Genomic DNA, 16,902 nt, shown 5'->3' on the forward strand with positions numbered 1-16,902 from the left:
AAGTTTTATAAGTTAAATTATAACTTTTAAAAGTCTATTGACCAAAGCCAATAAGTGAAAGTGCCCAGTCAGGTAAATTCAAGTAATTCAAGATTGTTGCATCAAATTCATGAACTTTTGGAAGGAATTTATCTAATCCCCACCATAGTAAAAAAGGTAAATTAAATAAAATTTGTAATTGCCATTTATAAGTTAAAACACTCCAAATTCTTATTAGCTTAGTTTTGAGAGAATCATCTAGCTCGTCCCAATTTTTTGAGATTAAATTTAATAAGTTTTTAGAATCTGTATTTAAAGAATTTGGGGTATTCATTTTTACTTTTTACTTATTTATAACCCATAAATATTTCTTTCGAGAGTTTTATCCTGGGGGCCAATTCATTTTTCTTCCAGATAAAAAATGAATATGTAAATGAAAAACCGTTTGTCCCGATTCTGCTCCAGTATTAATTACTGTTCTCCAATTAGTTAAATTTTTTGATTTAGCTATTTTACTACCAACAAAAAGTAGATGCCCTAATAAATTTGCATCTTCTTCAATACACTCTAATAAACTGATTATTGGCTTTTTAGGAATCACTAAAAAATGTACTGGAGCTTGCGCCTGGATATCATTAAATGCAATACACAACTTATCTTCGTAAAGCTTATCGCAGGGTATTTCTTCATTAATGATTTTTTGAAATATTGTTGTTTCAGTCATTAAATTAATTAATTGAGATAACGTCTTTTTCGTTAAACCCTTCTTTTAAAAGTTCTTTATTCAAATCATCTTTTGAGGTAACTCTATCTACAAATAATATTCCATTTAAGTGATCCATTTCGTGTTGAATACACCTCGCCAGAAGTCCATCTGCTTTCATTTTTCGTGGTCTACCCATTTCATCTCTAAATTTTAATTTTATAGTTGATGGTCTCACTACATTTAAATAGACACCAGGTATACTTAAGCAGCCTTCTTCGTATGAATTAAGGGTTGTTCCAAAGTCTGTAATTTCTGGATTGATTAATATTAAAGGTTCAGCTGCTGAATCTTCAAAATTTACATCTATGACAAGAAGCTCTTTGTTGATGCCAATTTGAGGTGCAGCAAGTCCAATTCCTTTAGCTGCATACATGCTTTGAAGCATTTCTCTAGCAAGTTTTCTAATCGATTCGTCAACTTTAGTAATTCTTTTGGAGTTTTGTCTTAATACTTCATCACCAAGTTTATAAATTTCTAAAGATGGATTACCTTTTTGCTCTTTTGCAATTTTTTCTGAGTTTCCATTTGTTATTGACTTTTTTGCAAGTTGTGAAAAATGGTTTGCCACGTTAGAAAAAGTTTTTAGTTATGAGTTTAGCTATAAAAATATTAGCACTTTAATTTACTTTCTTTATATTTTTTTAAATGAGTAATGACGATAAGCTAAAAGTTAGGAAAACTGTATCTAAAAAAGAAGCTTTTAAGGAATTAAGTATTATAAGGGACACCATTTTTTGGATTGATGTTGTTTGTGAAAGTCAAAATGAAAATGCCATTTTTGCAAGACCATTTAATGACAAAGAGGCGTTTCCCCAGAAATTAACTAGTAAAAAATTTAATATTAAAAATAACTTTCATGGATATGGAGGGAAGTCTTATAAATGTATAAATTTTAAAAATAATTTTTATTTGATATGGATAGATCAAATAACCAAGGCAATATGGTTTCAAATTTTTAAAGAAGTTTCATTAAATGATAGAAGTTCCAATCAATATCTTGATTCAGTTCAAGAACCTAGACAACTATCTAAATCAATTGAGGGAAATTTCGATTCTTCATTTGTCATTTCTGAAAATTTTTTTTTATATGGTATTTGTGAAATCAATAATAGAGATTATTTATTTTCTTTAAACTTACAAAAAACTAAACAAGATATTCATCGAATAAAAAAATTTAAAAATTTTGCAGGAGATTTATCTTCTAATACTTCTGCTAGCTTACTTTCTTGGATCGAGTGGGATTCTCCAAATATGCCCTGGGAAAAAAATGATCTTTTTTTTGCTCAAATTGACTTAGATGGAGAGATACAAAAAATAAAAAAGTTCTCAAATAAGTTGATCAATTTCAAAAAAAACGTTTCTTTTTTTCAACCTTATTGGATAAGTGAGACACTTTTAGTATGTTCTGAAGATAGTTCTGGATGGTGGAACTTATTATTTTTAGATGTGAGTAAAATTGATGGCATTTTTATTAAGAAAAGAGTAGAAAGAAATTTCTTTGAATATGGAGCACCGCAATGGGTCTCTGGAATAACATTTTTTTCAGGGTCTCTAAAAAATTTATTTTGTTTAGCAAAAAAAGAAAATAATTTCATACTGGAACAATATAAAGATCTTGTATTTGTTAAAGAATTTCCTACTCCTTTTACTTCAATAAGTGATTTTAATGCTTTTGAGAAGAAACTAGTTTTTAAAGGTTATGGATCTGATTTTTTGAGGAATTTATTTGAAATTGATTGTGGAGAACAAGTTTCATCAAATTTTTTTGATGCAATAAAAGTTGAACATATAAAAGATTGTTCCATTCCTGAGTCTTTTTGGTTTAAAGGTTTTGAAGATAAATCTACTCATTCTTTTCTCTATAGACCGCTTGTGGAAAAATATAGAAAACCACCCCTTTTTGTTAGGGCACATAGCGGCCCAACTTCATTTTATGATGGATCATATAATTCTGAAGTTCAATATTGGACGTCGAAGGGATTTTTTGTTGCTGAAGTTAATTATGGAGGATCATCTGGATTCGGCAAAGCATATAGAGAGAGGTTGAATTATAAGTGGGGCGTTGTTGATTCTTATGATTGCAAAGCACTAGTTCTTGAATTAATTAAATTAAATCTAATTGATAGTGAGAAAGTAGTAATTTTTGGTAATAGTGCTGGTGGGTTAACTGCCTTGAATTGTTTATTATATGGATCTATTTTTACAGCTGCAATTTGTAAATACCCTGTTCTTGATTTGAATGATATGCATTACAACACTCATAGGTTTGAAAAAGATTATTTAAATTCTTTGGTAGGGAATTATGCAAAAAATCATAATGATTATATAAATAGATCGCCGATTAATCATATTAATAAAATAAAGAAACCTATCTTATTGTTTCATGGAAAAAAAGATAAAGTTATTTCTTATAAACAAACTTTAAGAATTCAAGAAATTTTGATTCAGAATAATAAGAATTCAGAAGTTATTTTTTTTGAAAATGAAGGGCATGGATTTAAAAATATTGAAAATAAAGAAGTAGTAATGCAAAAATCTCAAGAATTTTTAACAAATTCTCTAAATATCTAAGAATTGATTTTTAAAAAATTAATAGTATCTTTTAATTTTTCTATAAATACATCAATTTCTTCCTTATTGGTTGTGAAATTCATGCTAATTCTAGCCGTTGATTTAATTCCAATGTATCTGTGAAGAGGTTGACAGCAATGATGCCCACTTCTGATGCAAATTCCTTTTGAATCAAGAATTTCAGCAATATCATTTGAATGTATATTTTTCACATAAAAAGTCGCAAGTGATGCTCTGTTTGGATCTATCTCGGGAGATGGACCAATAATTTCAACATTTTCTATTTCATTTAATTTTTCAAATAAATATTTAGTAATAGTCTTTTCATATGCATGAATTTCATTCAATCCAATAGTGTTTATATAATTAATTGCTTCTGCAAGACCTATTGCTTCTGCAATGGCTGGAGTTCCAGCTTCAAATTTATGCGGTAGCTCTGCCCATGTACTTGTCTCTTCAAAAACATCTTGAATCATTTCTCCACCTCCAAAGAGAGGAGGAATTTTTTCTAGGATTTCTTTTCTTGACCAAAGGAAACCAATACCTGTAGGGCCGCAAAGTTTATGTCCTGAGCCTGCTAAAAAATCTATATCAAGATCAATCACATCTAGTTTTTGATGGGCCAAACTTTGACATGCATCTATTAACACTAAAGAACCTTTTTGTTTGGCTAATTTAGTGATCTCTTTGATTGGATTACAGCAACCCAGAGTATTACTAACATGTACTAGGCTAACAAGCTTAGTTCTAGATGTGAGTTTTGATTTAAAATCGTCTATATCTAATTTCCCATTTTTATCTATACCTACAAATTTTAATTTGCATTTATTTTTAGCTGCAACCATTTGCCATGGAACAATATTGCTATGATGTTCCATTATTGATAAAAGAATTTCATCGTTTTCTTGTAATGAAGATTCGCCCCATGATCTAGCTGCTAGATTGATTGCCTCAGTTGCATTTCTTGTGAAAATGATTTCTTTTGTTGAATTCGCTTTTATATACTCGCTTATTAAATATCTTGCATTTTCAAATTCTTCTGTCGCTTTAGCACTTAATTGATGTGCGCCTCTATGTACATTGGCATTAAAGTTTTTATAATATTCATTAATTTTTTCTAAGACTTGTATTGGTTTTTGAGTGGTTGCAGCATGGTCTAAATAAATAATTTGCTCATTACTTTTTAAGTTCTTATTTAAAAGAGGAAAGTCTTTCTTCGTTATTTCAGGAAAATTTTGAATTGTTTTCATTAATTTTCATTTAAAAGTTTATCAAGCAAATCCCATCTATTTTTTGAAACGGGAATAAATGAAATTATTTCTTGAAAGTAAGAACTTAATTGTAGTTTACTTGCTTCTGTTAATGTGATCCCTCTTGTTCGCATATAAAAAAGTTCTTCTTCATTTAATTGTGAAATTGTTGCTCCATGTTTGCATTTGACATCATCAGCAATTATTTCTAATTGAGGTTTGGTATCTATTTGTGCGCGATTTGATAAAAGTAAATTTCTGCTTAATTGAGAAGCATCAGTTTTCTGGGCAATTTTTGGAACTATGATTGAACCTTCAAATATCGCATGTGATTTATCATCAGCAAGTGATTTATTGATTTGATCTAGAAATCCATTGGGACCATGAAAGTCTATTTTTGTAAAAGTAGAAATTTGTTCATCTTTTTTTGTTATTTGCATACCTCTGATATTGGTTTTAGCGTTTCCTTCAGATTGTTTAATACGAATTTCAAATCTTGCATAATTAAATTTGAAATGTAAAGATCCCAAATTGTATTCGCTATTATTTTGTTGAATTACATTGAGAGAATTTAATAGATTTGATTTGTTTTCACCGTAAGAAACAACACCATGGTTTACGGAACTATTTTCTTCTAAACAAAAGAACGTTGATTGAGATAATGAAGAGTTGTCTTTACCAAGATTTACTTGTAATAAATCAATATCACAATTCTTTTCTAAGAATATTACAAGGGTTTTTGCGTTTAAAGAATTACTTGATGCGTGACTAAAGATTTCAATAGGAGGGATTTGTGATCCATTTATTTTTAATCCCAAGATATTCTTTTTACAGTTTAAAGAAAGATTTAGTAAGTCACTCCAATTTTCGTTTTGATCAAAACAAGATATCTCTTCTTTGATAAATTTAACTAATTTATCTTCACTTAGTTGTTTTATTGAATAATTTTCCTCTATTAAATTAATTTGGCAATTTTCACCAATTACTAACCTAATAGTTTTTTGAGAATTGTTCGGAAAAGGTGTATCAAATTTTGAATCTTTTTCATCAACCGAGTATTTTAAAAAGTTTGAAAATTTTGATTTATTTGAAAGTCGCCATAGTTCACTTTTAGGATTAGGGAGGGGGCTAGATTGTAATTTATCTAGACAGATTTTTTGTATTTCTGTAAGATTATTGATCGATTTATTAGTTTTTATTTTTTCAATAATTTCCATTTATTTAGGTCTCTTTTATAAAGTTATCAGTCCATTCATACCCTTTTTTCTCAAGCTCTAGAGCAAGATCACTTTCACCAGTTTTTATGATTTGTCCGTCTGACATAACATGGACATAATTTGGTTTAATTTCATCTAATAATCTTTGATAGTGGGTAATAAGTATAATTCCAGTTTGTGCATTAGATATTTTTTTAATTCCTGATGCCACTATTCTTAAAGCATCAATATCTAGACCAGAATCGGTCTCATCTAATATTGCTATCTTGGGCTCAAGTAAAGCCATTTGCAGAATTTCATTTCTCTTTTTTTCACCTCCAGAAAATCCTTGATTTACACTCCTTGATAGGAATGCATGATCCATTTTTACAATTTCTAACTTTTCTTTAACTAATTCTTCAAAATCAAAAGTATCTAATTCTTCTTTGTTTAGGAATTTCCTTCTAGCATTAGTTGAAACTCTAAGAAACTCAAGATTACTTACACCTGGAATCTCAATTGGATATTGAAAACCAAGAAAAATTCCTGATTGAGCTCTTTCTTCAGGTTCTAGAGAGTTGATGTTTTCACCTAAAAATTTTATGTCGCCATTTGTAATATTATATGAGGGATGTCCTGCAATGATTTTCGAAAAAGTACTTTTGCCACATCCATTTCTTCCCATAATGGCATGGATTTCTCCAGGATAGACAGTAAGTGAAACCCCTTTTAAAATTGGAAGATTATCAGTAGATGCAGAGAGATTTTCAACTTCTAAAATTGGATCTGATTCTTTCATTTTACTTTGCATTTCAGTTTAGAAATTGATTCATTAACCTACTGATCCTTCGAGTTTAAGTGCCAGTAACTTATCTGCTTCAGCAGCAAATTCCATAGGTAATTGATTAAATACATCTCTGCAAAAACCGCTGACCATCATGGATACTGCCTCCTCAAATTCTATACCTCTGCTTTGAAGATAAAAAAGTTGGTCTTCTGAGATTCTACATGTGCTTGCTTCATGCTCAATTTCAGAATTGGGTTGTTGAGATTTGATGTAAGGGAATGTATTTGCAGAAGCTTGATCCCCTATTAACATTGAATCACATTGACTGTAATTTCTTGATCCTGTAGCTTTTGTTCCCATTTTGACAAGACCTCTATAGCTATTTATTGAGTTGCCTGCACTAATACCTTTGCTAACAATAGTTGATTTGGTCTTAGGACCAATATGGATCATTTTTGTGCCGGTATCTGCTTGCTGAAGATTATTGGTGAGTGCCACTGAATAAAATTCTCCTACAGATTCTTCCCCTAAAAGAAGACAGCTAGGATATTTCCATGTAATTGCAGACCCTGTTTCAACTTGAGACCAGCTAATCTTACTTCTTTTACCTAAACATTTTCCTCTCTTGGTGACAAAATTAAAAATTCCGCCAATACCTTCTTCATCACCCGCATACCAATTTTGCACTGTTGAATATTTTATAGAAGCGTCGTCTAATGCTATAAGCTCTACAACTGCTGCATGAAGGGTATTTGTATCAAACATTGGAGCTGTACAACCTTCTAAATAACTTACTGAACTTGATTCTTCAGCAATGATTAGTGTTCTTTCGAATTGTCCTGAATCTCCACTATTAATTCTGAAGTAGGAAGATAGATCCATAGGGCAGGTAATACCTTTTGGGATATAAACAAAGGAACCATCACTAAAAACAGCAGAATTTAGTGCGGCAAAATAATTATCACTAGCTGGAACAACTGTACCTAAATATTTTTCAATCAAATCCGGGTGATTTTTTACTGCTTCACTAATTGAGCAAAATATAACTCCATGTTCAGCAAGTTCTTCTCTAAAAGTTGTTGCTATAGAAACACTATCAAAGACAGCATCTACTGCTACATTTGTGAGTTTTTTTTGCTCCGTAAGGGGTATTCCCAATTTGTCAAAAGTCTCTAGAAGTTTGGGATCAACTTCATCTAAACTAGAAATTTTCTCTTTTTGCTTAGGAGCAGAGTAATAAATTATATCTTGATAATCAATTTGTTTATATCCTAACCCTGCCCAATCAGGCTCTTTCATTTTTTGCCATTTTTTAAAGGCTTTTAATCTAAAATCAAGAAGAAATTTTGGCTCTTCTTTTTTCTGTGAAATTAATCTTATGATATCTTCATTTAATCCCTTCTCTATTTTTTCAGTTTCAATATCAGTAACGAAACCATATTTGTAAGGCTCTTTTACTACATCTTTAACTAAATTTTCGTTGACCATGTTATCAAAAATAACTTATTACAATTAGCTTTATATACTTTAACGAAAGATAACCCCAATATTGAGTTTTTTTCCTTTATTAAAACTAAAAATTAATGTCTAATCATCTTGATCCCCTGTCTAACTTATTAAGCATAGAAACTATTCAAGAAATTGATAACCTTGATCTAACTATTATGCAGAAACATCATTTAAGAATTCTCGCTCATTGCCTCCAGATTTTAAAAATTATCTATGTAGATAATAGTTTTGAATATCAAAATAAAAATCCCTTGAAAGAATGGTGTGATAACCAATCCAAAAAATTTGATGATAAAAAATTTAGTGATCTTTTTTACGAGCAGTTAGAATCCACTTCGGAAAAATTAAGTACTTTTTCAAAAAAAATAGGAAAAAGTATTGAGGATTTAGAAATAGATGATTTAGTACTTCTAGTTGAACAACGCTGAATTCCCTTTTAATTGATCCCGAAGAAAAAATTTATTTTTGTTGAGTCGTTAACAAATTCAGGTAATAAAATTTAAAAAAAAAGAAAATTAATTTACATTTAAAAAAGATCTGAAAATTAATTAATTGCTTTGATACCAACTGTTCTGAAGAGAAATATCAATTTTGAGAATTTTTTAGTAGTCAGAGGATGCTGACGACAGGACAAAAAGACACGCAATTCCTAAAAAAAAGAAACATACTGATCCCAAATAAAAACGGAGAATTTAAAGTGACTGATGGGATCATGAATAAAGATCAATTACTCTCACTTACCCTCAGACAATTACGTCAAGAAGCAAGTAAACTATCAGTTCCGCTATACAGTCGCAAAACAAAAGCTGTTTTAGTTGATTTAATAATCAAATATCAAGAAAAATATACAAAAAAAACAAATACTCCTCCTCCCCAGGTAAAATCTGAAGAAACTTTTGAGTCCAATTCTTTTAAAAGTAGTGAAGCAGTTAAAACAAATGTAGTTTTTCTGCCTCGTGATCCAGATTGGGCTTATGTTTTTTGGCAAATTTCTGATGCAGATAGAGAAAAAGCACAATCTTTGGGAGCCAATAAATTATGTTTGCGATTATTTGATGCTTCCGGTTCTGAAGGAAGCAACTTGAATCAAGGAACATTAAGGGAGATAGCAGTTGATAGTTACAGTACTGAGTGGTACTTGCCAATTCCTCTTGCAGATAGAGACTATAAAGTTGAATTAGGTTATAAATATGGTTTTAACTGGATGTCATTGGCATTTTCTTCTATAAGTCATGTTCCTGGCTCTCATCCTTCTGAGCAAATTCTTGATAAATTTGTACCTTTTAATTTGGACTCTACTTCTGAGTCAATCCTAGATATTTCAAACCCTGTTGTTTCAGAGCAAAATGGTATGCATGAAAGACTATACCAAGCAGCAACTAACATTCCTCTCAGAAGAAAAGTTGGTTCTGAAGAATTTATGGAAAATGTAAATTCAACAAACCTTAATGATAATCTTACAGACTCAGGTGCTGGTAAATGGTCATCAGGTTTAAATGATTCTGGGAGCGGAGTTGTTAAAAATAGATCTTTTTGGCTCGTTGCTGATGCTGAATTAATTGTTTATGGAGCTACAGAGCCTTCTGCAAAACTGACAATAGGTGGAGAAGATGTACCTCTTGCTGCAGATGGTACTTTTAGAATTCAAGTTCCATTTAGAGATGGGACTCAAAAATATGATATTAAAGCTGTTGATGTATCTGGTGAGCAAGAAAAAAGTATATCAATGAAATTTGATAGAACTACACCACTTGACGATACTAATGAAAAAGATAATGCTGAGACTGAATGGTTTTAATAAACTAAATTAATGCTAAAAAAAATTGTAGCTTTTACTCCATTGTTTGGGGCATTAACATTTCCACTAATAGTTCCAATTACAATTTCTAAATTTGGTGTTAACTATGGAATCCTTAGTGCATTACTAATTTCTTCATTATGGTTTATCGCTATGTTAAGAACATCCGAAATGCCTCATTAATTTAGTTAGATTTTTGGAAGTTTCTTAAAAATATGACTCAAGTTAGTGTAATTAATATCAATTCTCCTTTTCTAGATCAAAAACCAGGAACTTCTGGTTTAAGAAAAAGTACTTTAAAGTTTCAGGAAGAACATTATCTGGAAATTTTTATTGAAGCAATCTTACAATCATTAGAAGATTTAAAAGGTTCAACATTGGTAGTTGGTGGTGACGGCAGATATGGCAATATTGAAGCAATAGAAAAAATTATTCAAATATGCATTGCTCATAAAGTTCAAAAGGTTATTGTTCCAAAATATGGTTTATTATCTACTCCTGCGACATCAAATTTAATCAGACAAGAAAACGCTATTGGTGGAATTATTCTCTCTGCAAGCCATAATCCAGGTGGAATTGATGGCGACTTTGGAGTCAAATTGAATATCTCTAATGGTGGCCCAGCTCCTGAGATAATTACTAATAAGATTTTCAAGGCTTCGCAATTACTAACTAGTTATAAAATTTGTAAAATTCAATTACCTGATTTTAGTGAATATGGAACTTATCCTTACGGTGAAACTACCTTAGAAATTATTGATGGATTAAAAGATTATTCTAATTTGATGGAGAAAATTTTTGATTTTGATCAAATTAGTGATTTTTTAAAAAAAGACTTCTCGCTAATTTTTGATGCAATGAATGCTGTTACAGGCCCATATGCAAAAAATATTTTTGTTGAAAAAATGGGTCTTGCACACGATTGTGTCATGAATAGTAACCCGTTAAAAGATTTTGGAGGTTTACATCCTGATCCTAATCTTACTTATGCTTCCCACTTAGCTGATTTGTTATTAAATAAAAAATCTTATAGTTTTGGTGCTGCATGTGATGGAGATGGAGATAGGAATATGATTTTAGGAAGTGGATGTTTTGTTAATCCTAGTGATAGCCTTGCAGTTATCACTGCTAACACAAAATGTGTTCCTGGTTATAAAGATGGTATTACAGGTGTAGCACGATCTATGCCAACCAGCTCAGCGGTTGATAATGTTGCTAGAGCATTAAATATACCTTGTTTCGAGACACCTACTGGCTGGAAGTTTTTTGGAAATCTTTTAGATTCTAATTTAATAACTTTATGTGGAGAAGAAAGTTTTGGAACAGGTAGTAATCATGTGAGAGAGAAAGATGGACTATGGGCAGTTTTGTACTGGTTACAAGTTTTAGCTGAGAAAAAATGTTCGGTAAGTGATTTGATGCAGAATCATTGGAAACAATTTGGTAGAAATTATTATTCAAGACATGATTATGAGGCTATTCCCTCAAATATTGCTAATCAAATCTTTTCTAACCTAACTTCTATGCTTGAACAGTTAAAAGGAAATAGTTTTGCTGGCCATTTAGTTAAAGTTGCAGATAACTTTTCATATTTAGATCCCGTTGATAATTCCACAAGTGAAAATCAAGGTTTAAGATTGGTGCTTGATGATAATTCTCGAATAATTGTGCGCCTTTCCGGAACTGGAACTAAGGGTGCAACATTAAGACTTTATTTTGAGAAATTTTTCAATCCAAAAAAGAATCTTTCGTTAAATCCTCAGATCGCTTTGAAACCTCTAATAAATGATTTAGATGATTTATTAAACATTTCAAAACTTACTAAAATGGAAACTCCTACAGTAATTACATAAACTGGAAAGTTATGATTTTTTGATTTTATTTATATGCATTCAGAAAATTTATTTACTAATTATTCTCAAATAGAAAATAATGCTCCTTTGGCAGATCAATTAAGGCCAAAGAATTTGGAAGACTTTTTTGGTCAACAATCCATCCTGAATGAGAATTCGCTTTTAAGAAGTGCAATATTAAACGATAAAATTAGTAATTTTATTTTTTCTGGCCCTCCAGGTGTTGGAAAAACTACTCTTATTGAAATTATTTCCTTTAATACGCGTTCAAAATTAATTAAGTTAAATGCAGTATTATCAAGTGTTAAAGAATTAAGAAATGAAATCGCTAATGCAAAAGATAGACTAATAAATTCAAAAAGAAAAACAATTTTATTTATTGATGAGGTTCATAGATTAACATCAGTTCAGCAAGATGCTTTATTACCTTCAATAGAAAATGGAACTATAACTTTTATTGGTGCTACAACTGAAAACCCTTTCTTTGCTGTTAATAAAGCGCTTGTTAGTAGGTCTCGTATTTTTACATTACTTCCTTTGTCAGAAAATGATTTGCAGAAAATTATACAAAAAGTGATAAATCATTATTCTAAAAGAAAAGATTCAAAAAAGATTTGTTTAACTCAAGATGCTGTAACTCATTTAATAAAATTTTCTGGCGGTGATGCAAGAACATTAATCAATGCGCTAGAGATGGCCATTGAAACAACTGTTGAAAATGATCCTAAAGAAATCAAGATTAATCTCTCAATAGCAGAGGATGCAATTCAAAAGAAAAATATTGTTTACGATAAAAATGGTCAAAATCATTACGATGTAATTAGCGCCTTTATCAAGTCCATAAGAGGTTCTGATCCCAATGCAACTTTATTCTGGCTCGCGAATATGCTGGAGGCTGGTGAAGATCCTAATTTTATTTTTAGAAGACTACTTATATCTGCCAGTGAAGATATTGGAATAGCTGATCCTAATGCCATAGTAGTTGTACAATCTTGTTGTGATGCTTTTGATAGAGTTGGTTTTCCAGAAGGATTATATTTTTTAACTCAGGCTTCTTTATTTTTAGCTATGTCTCCAAAAAGTAATAGTACGAAAAGTATTTTTAAAGCAATTGAAACAATCAAATCTACCAATGCTTTTGATGTTCCACTTCATTTAAAAAATAATTCTAATAGTTATGTCAATCCTCATAATTATCCTGGTAATTGGGTTGCACAAGAATATCTTCCTAAATCTTTTAGAGGTTTAAAAATATGGGAACCAAATAATGGATGGGAAAACACTCAATATGAAAAACTGCTTAGAAGAAAAGAAAACTAAAAATTTTTCGAACAACAAATAATCTCAGGATTCAAAGTAGTTTTTTCTTCATAGGCTAAAACGATTGTCCAATTATGGAAGTTAATCTGTGAATAATTTAAATGTATATTTTTCTTTTTATGAATTAACTCCTTTGGCTTTTCAAAAAATTGCCAATGGTTAATGTCTTTAGCTAATTTTCCATGATCCCATTTTATAGCTGCTTCAACAGCACACCATTGATTTAATATCATATTTTTTGTTAAATAATTATTATGGTTTGATTTATTGGTATGAAAAAAATATTTTTCTGCAAATTTTATATGGTTAAAATCTCTATCTGTTCTTTCAATATCAACCCCTATTTTACCTTTATGCCAAACTATAGTAATAGCATCTTTACAATGACTTAAACTTATATTTCCCATGCCAGAGGGTAAACTGGGAGGTTCTCCAGGAAGAGCATTTATTGGAATTTCTAGGGGGTCTAAATCAAAAAGTGTTGAAAGTGATTGTCGCAAATAAGCTCTTGTTTCTAAAAAAATCTTTGATCTTGAATTTGTTAGGTTTTTTGCAGTTTTAATTTCTTCCACAGTTGCGACATCTTGCACACCTTTAATCTCATAAAACCAAATTTTTGGTATTTTATATTCATACTCATTTAATAATTTCAATGGCTCTTAAGGTTGGCGACAAAGCACCAGAATTTAAATTAAAAGATTCTTTTGAGAAAGAAGTTTCTCTTAGTGATTTTAAAGGTAAACGAATAATACTATATTTTTATCCAAAAGATAATACTCCAGGATGTACTAAAGAAGCATGTAATTTTAAAGAGAATTGGGATTTACTTCAAAAAAATAATATTGTTGTGCTTGGTATTAGTAAAGATAATGCATCCTCTCATCAGAAGTTTATAGAAAAATTTAACTTACCTTTTATTCTTTTAACTGATCCTGAACCTTTCAAGGTTTCTTCTGATTATGATAGCTATGGATTGAAGAAATTCATGGGAAAAGAATATATGGGAATGATGAGAAATACTTTTTTAATTGATACTGAAGGTAACATCGAAAAAATTTACTTAAAGGTAAAAGCAGCAATAATGGCTGATCATATAATTGCAGACCTTGGGTTAAGCTAATTTTCTTAGGGACAGGTGGTGAATAATCATCCCCTCCATAACTAAATTAGGAGCATTGATAATATTTTCTTTTTGAACCTTAAGAGATTTTGCAAGTAATTGAGAGTCTCCCCCACAGATTATTAAAATATCCTTTTCTGGGTTAAACAAACTATTAATCACGCCAGTAAGAGAGTTGATTACTCCTTTTAAGATTGCTTCTTCTGTATTAATTAAAAAATCTTTGATCGGAATATCATATTTTTTGGGAACTTTAAGATTTTTTGTATTTTGTTCCATTGATTTTAATTGTGTTAGAAAACCTGGAAGAAGTTGACCTCCAATAATAAATCCATTTGAATTTAGTTTTGTTATTGATAATATTGTTCCAAAATCTGCGATTAGCAAATCTTTTTTGAAAGGGTTTTCAATAATTTTATAAGAGGCAAAACAAGCAAGAGCTCTATCAACTCCAAAATTATCGGGAAGATTTGATATTTGAATATCTTTAGTTTTTATTTCATTTTCTTTTTTCAGCAAAAAATTTGGTAGTTTTCCTACAGAAGCCCAAATTAATTGATCAAGATCTATATTTTCGGGAACTTTTTGCTCTTTTTTGGTATGGAAGAATTCAGATTGATTGTTAGAATATTTTGCCCAATGAAGCCTACTATTGCCTACTAATAAAAAATTTATACCTGAGATCATTGTTCTATGATCAATTTAATTATTAGTGTGTATTCCACATTCTTGTTTAATTCCCCCAAATCTTGTATCTCTACCTTTTGTTTCTATATCATCGGGACTGCTTGAATGCCAATCTCCAACAGAAGAATAACCCTTGATAAAAAGTGGATGGGCAGGTAAATTATTCTCTTCCATGTAATAAAAAATATCTTTATTTGTCCAATTTAATAAAGGTCTTAAAGAGAGTCTTTTACGAATTACGTCTATGAATTTCATTTTGCTTCTATTTTCTGTTTGACTTGATCTAACACCGCTTGCCCAGCAAAAAATATTATATTTTTCTAGACCATTTTCTAAAGGTTTTATCTTTCTCAATTCATGATACTTATCTAAATCACTCTCTTTATTTGTTTCCCAAAGTTTTCCGTATTTGGCCTCCATTCTTGCTGGAGATAATTCACTTTGCAGAACTTCTACTTCTAAGGATAAATCTTTAATGAGCTTTTCAGCGTATTGGTATGTTTCTGGGGGTAGGTAACCTGTATCTATCCAAAATATTTTAATTTTTCTTTGCAGACATAATTTACTGACCATATTTAAAAGAACTGATGACTGTATTCCAAAACTTGTTGTTATAGCAAATTGACTATCAAAATTTTCATAACCCCATGTAAGCATTTCTTGAGGCTTTATATTTATTAGTTCTTGATTATATTTTTTTATTAATTCAGGCTGAATTTTTTGGTGGATGTTTTCAATCATTCTTCAAGTTGGTTATGAATTTAATGTTATTTCGCTCAATTTGAAAATTATTCGTATAGTTTAATAATACATTTACGCATAACAATATTTCGCTAATGAAATCAATACAAAAACCAATAGTAATAGTTGGGGCAGGTTTTGCAGGTATGACTTTTGCGTTGAATTTAAAAAATCTTAATCCTTCTTTACCGATTCTTGTAGTTGATTCTGAATCCAACTTTATATTTAAACCTTTAATGTACGAAGTTTTAAGTAAAGAAATAAGAAGTTGGGAAGCTACGCCAAAATTTGCAAATATTTTTTCTGATGCAGGTATAACTTTTTTAAAAAATTCTTTAATCAAGATTTCCTTCACAGAAAATATTCTTGAATTTAGTGATGAATTAAAATTAAGCTATCAATATCTTGTAATTTGTACAGGATCAATTCCCAATAATTTTTTAATTAAAGGTGTAGATGAAAATTGTTATTTTTTTAATGATTTTCGTGATCTTAATAAATTAAAATCTTTTTTAAAACAATCGCAAGAAACTTTGTTTTCTAGAAAGTTATTCATAGTAGGAGGTGGACCCTCTGGTATAGAGTTAGCATGCAAAATTAAAGATATATTTTCAGACCAATTTGAAATCAATTTAATAGAAAAATCAAATGAAATTCTTAATAGAAACAAAATTTTTAACAGGGAACAAGCAGAGATTGCACTAGAAAAAAGAAAAATCAAAATTTTTTTAAATTCCACAGTTAAAGAAGTCTCAGAAACTAAAATTAATATTTCTAATGAGTTTGGAATAACTTCTTTGGATAAAGATATTGTTATTTGGACTGCAGGTGTTAAACCTAATTTGTCTTATTTGAAAACAGATCAAATAACAAAGAAATTTGGAAGAATACTAGTTAATAGTAATTTGCAAATAGAAAATTATAAAAACTGTTTTGCTATTGGAGATATTTCAATTATTGAAGGAATGGAGGATTTACCTATAACAGCTCAAGTTGCTATGCAGGAAGGAATTCACTTGGCTAAAAATCTAGAACTATTAATTCAAGGAAAGGATCCTTTACCTTTTGAATTTCAAGACAATGGTGAAATGATTAGCCTAGGAATAGGCGAAGCTTCGATTTCTGGGCTTGGGGTGACCTTATCTGGGAAATTAGCTTTTGAGGCAAGAAGACTTATTTATACTTCCAAGTTGCCTGATATTACGGAAAGCTTAAAATCTTTATCTTCATGGATATTCCAAAAAAAATCTATTTTTAAAAAGTTTTCTAAAAAAGATAATTAAATTTAAACTTTTTTGAAATATTGTTTTTGGGTATATTGAGTT

The 16,902-nt window shown here is 30.1% G+C and carries 18 protein-coding genes; 8 read left to right on the forward strand and 10 right to left on the reverse strand.

What is annotated here, in order from left to right:
• Window positions 1–34: 34 nt before the first annotated feature.
• Genes HA141_RS00370 through def form a run of 3 tightly spaced genes read right to left on the reverse strand, consistent with a single transcriptional unit; the run spans window position 35 to window position 1,313 of the window.
• Window positions 35–313 (reverse strand): hypothetical protein, encoded by a 279-nt coding sequence (locus tag HA141_RS00370; RefSeq protein WP_209116213.1) that lies wholly within the window; start codon window positions 311–313, stop codon window positions 35–37.
• A gap of 48 nt (window positions 314–361) precedes the next feature.
• Entirely contained in the window at window positions 362–703 is a 342-nt protein-coding gene (locus HA141_RS00375; protein WP_209116214.1) for a histidine triad nucleotide-binding protein, read from the reverse strand.
• 4 nt (window positions 704–707) lie between these two features.
• Window positions 708–1,313: a peptide deformylase gene (gene def, locus HA141_RS00380; RefSeq protein WP_209116215.1), complete on the reverse strand. Its 606-nt coding sequence runs from the start codon at window positions 1,311–1,313 to the stop codon at window positions 708–710.
• Window positions 1,314–1,390: 77 nt separating this feature from the next.
• Here def and HA141_RS00385 point away from each other — a divergent pair, with 77 nt between their 5' ends.
• Window positions 1,391–3,316, forward strand: coding sequence for an alpha/beta hydrolase family protein (locus HA141_RS00385; protein WP_209116216.1), 1,926 nt, complete (start codon window positions 1,391–1,393; stop codon window positions 3,314–3,316).
• On the opposite strand, the gene HA141_RS00390 is transcribed toward HA141_RS00385, so the two are convergent.
• From HA141_RS00390 to sufB, 4 genes are read right to left on the reverse strand one after another with little or no spacing between them, the layout of a single operon-like run.
• Window positions 3,313–4,566, reverse strand: coding sequence for an aminotransferase class V-fold PLP-dependent enzyme (locus HA141_RS00390; protein WP_209116217.1), 1,254 nt, complete (start codon window positions 4,564–4,566; stop codon window positions 3,313–3,315). The genes HA141_RS00385 and HA141_RS00390 overlap by 4 nt on opposite strands.
• Entirely contained in the window at window positions 4,566–5,783 is a 1,218-nt protein-coding gene (locus HA141_RS00395; RefSeq protein ID WP_209116218.1) for a SufD family Fe-S cluster assembly protein, read from the reverse strand. Before HA141_RS00395 ends, HA141_RS00390 begins: the two co-directional genes overlap by 1 nt.
• 4 nt (window positions 5,784–5,787) lie before the next feature.
• Entirely contained in the window at window positions 5,788–6,573 is a 786-nt protein-coding gene (gene sufC, locus HA141_RS00400; protein WP_209116219.1) for a Fe-S cluster assembly ATPase SufC, read from the reverse strand.
• A gap of 21 nt (window positions 6,574–6,594) precedes the next feature.
• The gene (sufB, locus tag HA141_RS00405; RefSeq protein WP_209116220.1) at window positions 6,595–8,037 is read right to left on the reverse strand and encodes a Fe-S cluster assembly protein SufB; all 1,443 of its coding nucleotides are present in this window, start codon (window positions 8,035–8,037) and stop codon (window positions 6,595–6,597) included.
• A 95-nt stretch (window positions 8,038–8,132) separates the two neighbouring features.
• Between sufB and HA141_RS00410 the strand changes: the two genes are divergently transcribed.
• The 5 genes from HA141_RS00410 (at window position 8,133) to HA141_RS00430 (ending at window position 13,029) form a co-directional block, all read left to right on the forward strand.
• Entirely contained in the window at window positions 8,133–8,486 is a 354-nt protein-coding gene (locus HA141_RS00410) for a hypothetical protein (protein ID WP_209116221.1), read from the forward strand.
• 269 nt (window positions 8,487–8,755) lie between these two features.
• Window positions 8,756–9,856 carry a DUF4912 domain-containing protein gene (locus tag HA141_RS00415; RefSeq protein ID WP_209117869.1) on the forward strand — a complete coding sequence of 367 codons (1,101 nt, stop codon included), beginning with the start codon at window positions 8,756–8,758 and terminating at the stop codon, window positions 9,854–9,856.
• Window positions 9,857–9,868: 12 nt separating this feature from the next.
• On the forward strand, window positions 9,869–10,039 hold the full coding sequence (locus HA141_RS00420) for a hypothetical protein (protein WP_011375642.1): 171 nt from the start codon (window positions 9,869–9,871) through the stop codon (window positions 10,037–10,039).
• A gap of 32 nt (window positions 10,040–10,071) precedes the next feature.
• Window positions 10,072–11,709, forward strand: a complete 1,638-nt coding sequence (locus tag HA141_RS00425) for an alpha-D-glucose phosphate-specific phosphoglucomutase (protein ID WP_209116222.1) — start codon at window positions 10,072–10,074, stop codon at window positions 11,707–11,709.
• A 33-nt stretch (window positions 11,710–11,742) separates the two neighbouring features.
• The gene (locus HA141_RS00430; protein WP_209116223.1) at window positions 11,743–13,029 is read left to right on the forward strand and encodes a replication-associated recombination protein A; all 1,287 of its coding nucleotides are present in this window, start codon (window positions 11,743–11,745) and stop codon (window positions 13,027–13,029) included.
• On the opposite strand, the gene HA141_RS00435 is transcribed toward HA141_RS00430, so the two are convergent.
• Window positions 13,026–13,682, reverse strand: coding sequence for a 4'-phosphopantetheinyl transferase family protein (locus HA141_RS00435; protein WP_209116224.1), 657 nt, complete (start codon window positions 13,680–13,682; stop codon window positions 13,026–13,028). The two genes, HA141_RS00430 and HA141_RS00435, sit on opposite strands and share 4 nt — an antisense overlap.
• Between HA141_RS00435 and bcp the strand changes: the two genes are divergently transcribed.
• A complete protein-coding gene (gene bcp, locus HA141_RS00440) occupies window positions 13,682–14,149 on the forward strand; it encodes a thioredoxin-dependent thiol peroxidase (RefSeq protein ID WP_032516873.1) in 468 nt (155 codons plus the stop codon). The genes HA141_RS00435 and bcp overlap by 1 nt on opposite strands.
• Here bcp and HA141_RS00445 read toward each other — a convergent pair.
• On the reverse strand, window positions 14,141–14,836 hold the full coding sequence (locus HA141_RS00445; protein ID WP_209116225.1) for a type III pantothenate kinase: 696 nt from the start codon (window positions 14,834–14,836) through the stop codon (window positions 14,141–14,143). The two genes, bcp and HA141_RS00445, sit on opposite strands and share 9 nt — an antisense overlap.
• Before the next feature lie 15 nt (window positions 14,837–14,851).
• Window positions 14,852–15,577, reverse strand: coding sequence for a phosphoadenylyl-sulfate reductase (locus HA141_RS00450; protein ID WP_209116226.1), 726 nt, complete (start codon window positions 15,575–15,577; stop codon window positions 14,852–14,854).
• Between the two features lie 95 nt (window positions 15,578–15,672).
• Here HA141_RS00450 and HA141_RS00455 point away from each other — a divergent pair, with 95 nt between their 5' ends.
• Entirely contained in the window at window positions 15,673–16,860 is a 1,188-nt protein-coding gene (locus HA141_RS00455; RefSeq protein ID WP_209116227.1) for an NAD(P)/FAD-dependent oxidoreductase, read from the forward strand.
• Window positions 16,861–16,902: the final 42 nt, after the last annotated feature.

The sequence above is a fragment of the Prochlorococcus marinus XMU1402 genome (genome assembly GCF_017696205.1).
GTDB lineage: Bacteria > Cyanobacteriota > Cyanobacteriia > PCC-6307 > Cyanobiaceae > Prochlorococcus_A > Prochlorococcus_A marinus_AC.

What these genes read in the sequence shown, in the direction of transcription:
- HA141_RS00445 (WP_209116225.1), bottom strand. Translation starts at nt 14,836, where the DNA reads ATGATCTCAGGTATAAATTTTTTATTAGTAGGCAATAGTAGGCTTCAT.
- HA141_RS00385 (WP_209116216.1), top strand. Translation starts at nt 1,391, where the DNA reads ATGAGTAATGACGATAAGCTAAAAGTTAGGAAAACTGTATCTAAAAAA.
- HA141_RS00375 (WP_209116214.1), bottom strand. Translation starts at nt 703, where the DNA reads ATGACTGAAACAACAATATTTCAAAAAATCATTAATGAAGAAATACCC.
- HA141_RS00395 (WP_209116218.1), bottom strand. Translation starts at nt 5,783, where the DNA reads ATGGAAATTATTGAAAAAATAAAAACTAATAAATCGATCAATAATCTT.
- sufB (WP_209116220.1), bottom strand. Translation starts at nt 8,037, where the DNA reads ATGGTCAACGAAAATTTAGTTAAAGATGTAGTAAAAGAGCCTTACAAA.
- HA141_RS00420 (WP_011375642.1), top strand. Translation starts at nt 9,869, where the DNA reads ATGCTAAAAAAAATTGTAGCTTTTACTCCATTGTTTGGGGCATTAACA.
- HA141_RS00370 (WP_209116213.1), bottom strand. Translation starts at nt 313, where the DNA reads ATGAATACCCCAAATTCTTTAAATACAGATTCTAAAAACTTATTAAAT.
- HA141_RS00390 (WP_209116217.1), bottom strand. Translation starts at nt 4,566, where the DNA reads ATGAAAACAATTCAAAATTTTCCTGAAATAACGAAGAAAGACTTTCCT.
- sufC (WP_209116219.1), bottom strand. Translation starts at nt 6,573, where the DNA reads ATGCAAAGTAAAATGAAAGAATCAGATCCAATTTTAGAAGTTGAAAAT.
- HA141_RS00410 (WP_209116221.1), top strand. Translation starts at nt 8,133, where the DNA reads ATGTCTAATCATCTTGATCCCCTGTCTAACTTATTAAGCATAGAAACT.
- HA141_RS00455 (WP_209116227.1), top strand. Translation starts at nt 15,673, where the DNA reads ATGAAATCAATACAAAAACCAATAGTAATAGTTGGGGCAGGTTTTGCA.
- HA141_RS00430 (WP_209116223.1), top strand. Translation starts at nt 11,743, where the DNA reads ATGCATTCAGAAAATTTATTTACTAATTATTCTCAAATAGAAAATAAT.
- bcp (WP_032516873.1), top strand. Translation starts at nt 13,682, where the DNA reads ATGGCTCTTAAGGTTGGCGACAAAGCACCAGAATTTAAATTAAAAGAT.
- HA141_RS00450 (WP_209116226.1), bottom strand. Translation starts at nt 15,577, where the DNA reads ATGATTGAAAACATCCACCAAAAAATTCAGCCTGAATTAATAAAAAAA.
- HA141_RS00425 (WP_209116222.1), top strand. Translation starts at nt 10,072, where the DNA reads ATGACTCAAGTTAGTGTAATTAATATCAATTCTCCTTTTCTAGATCAA.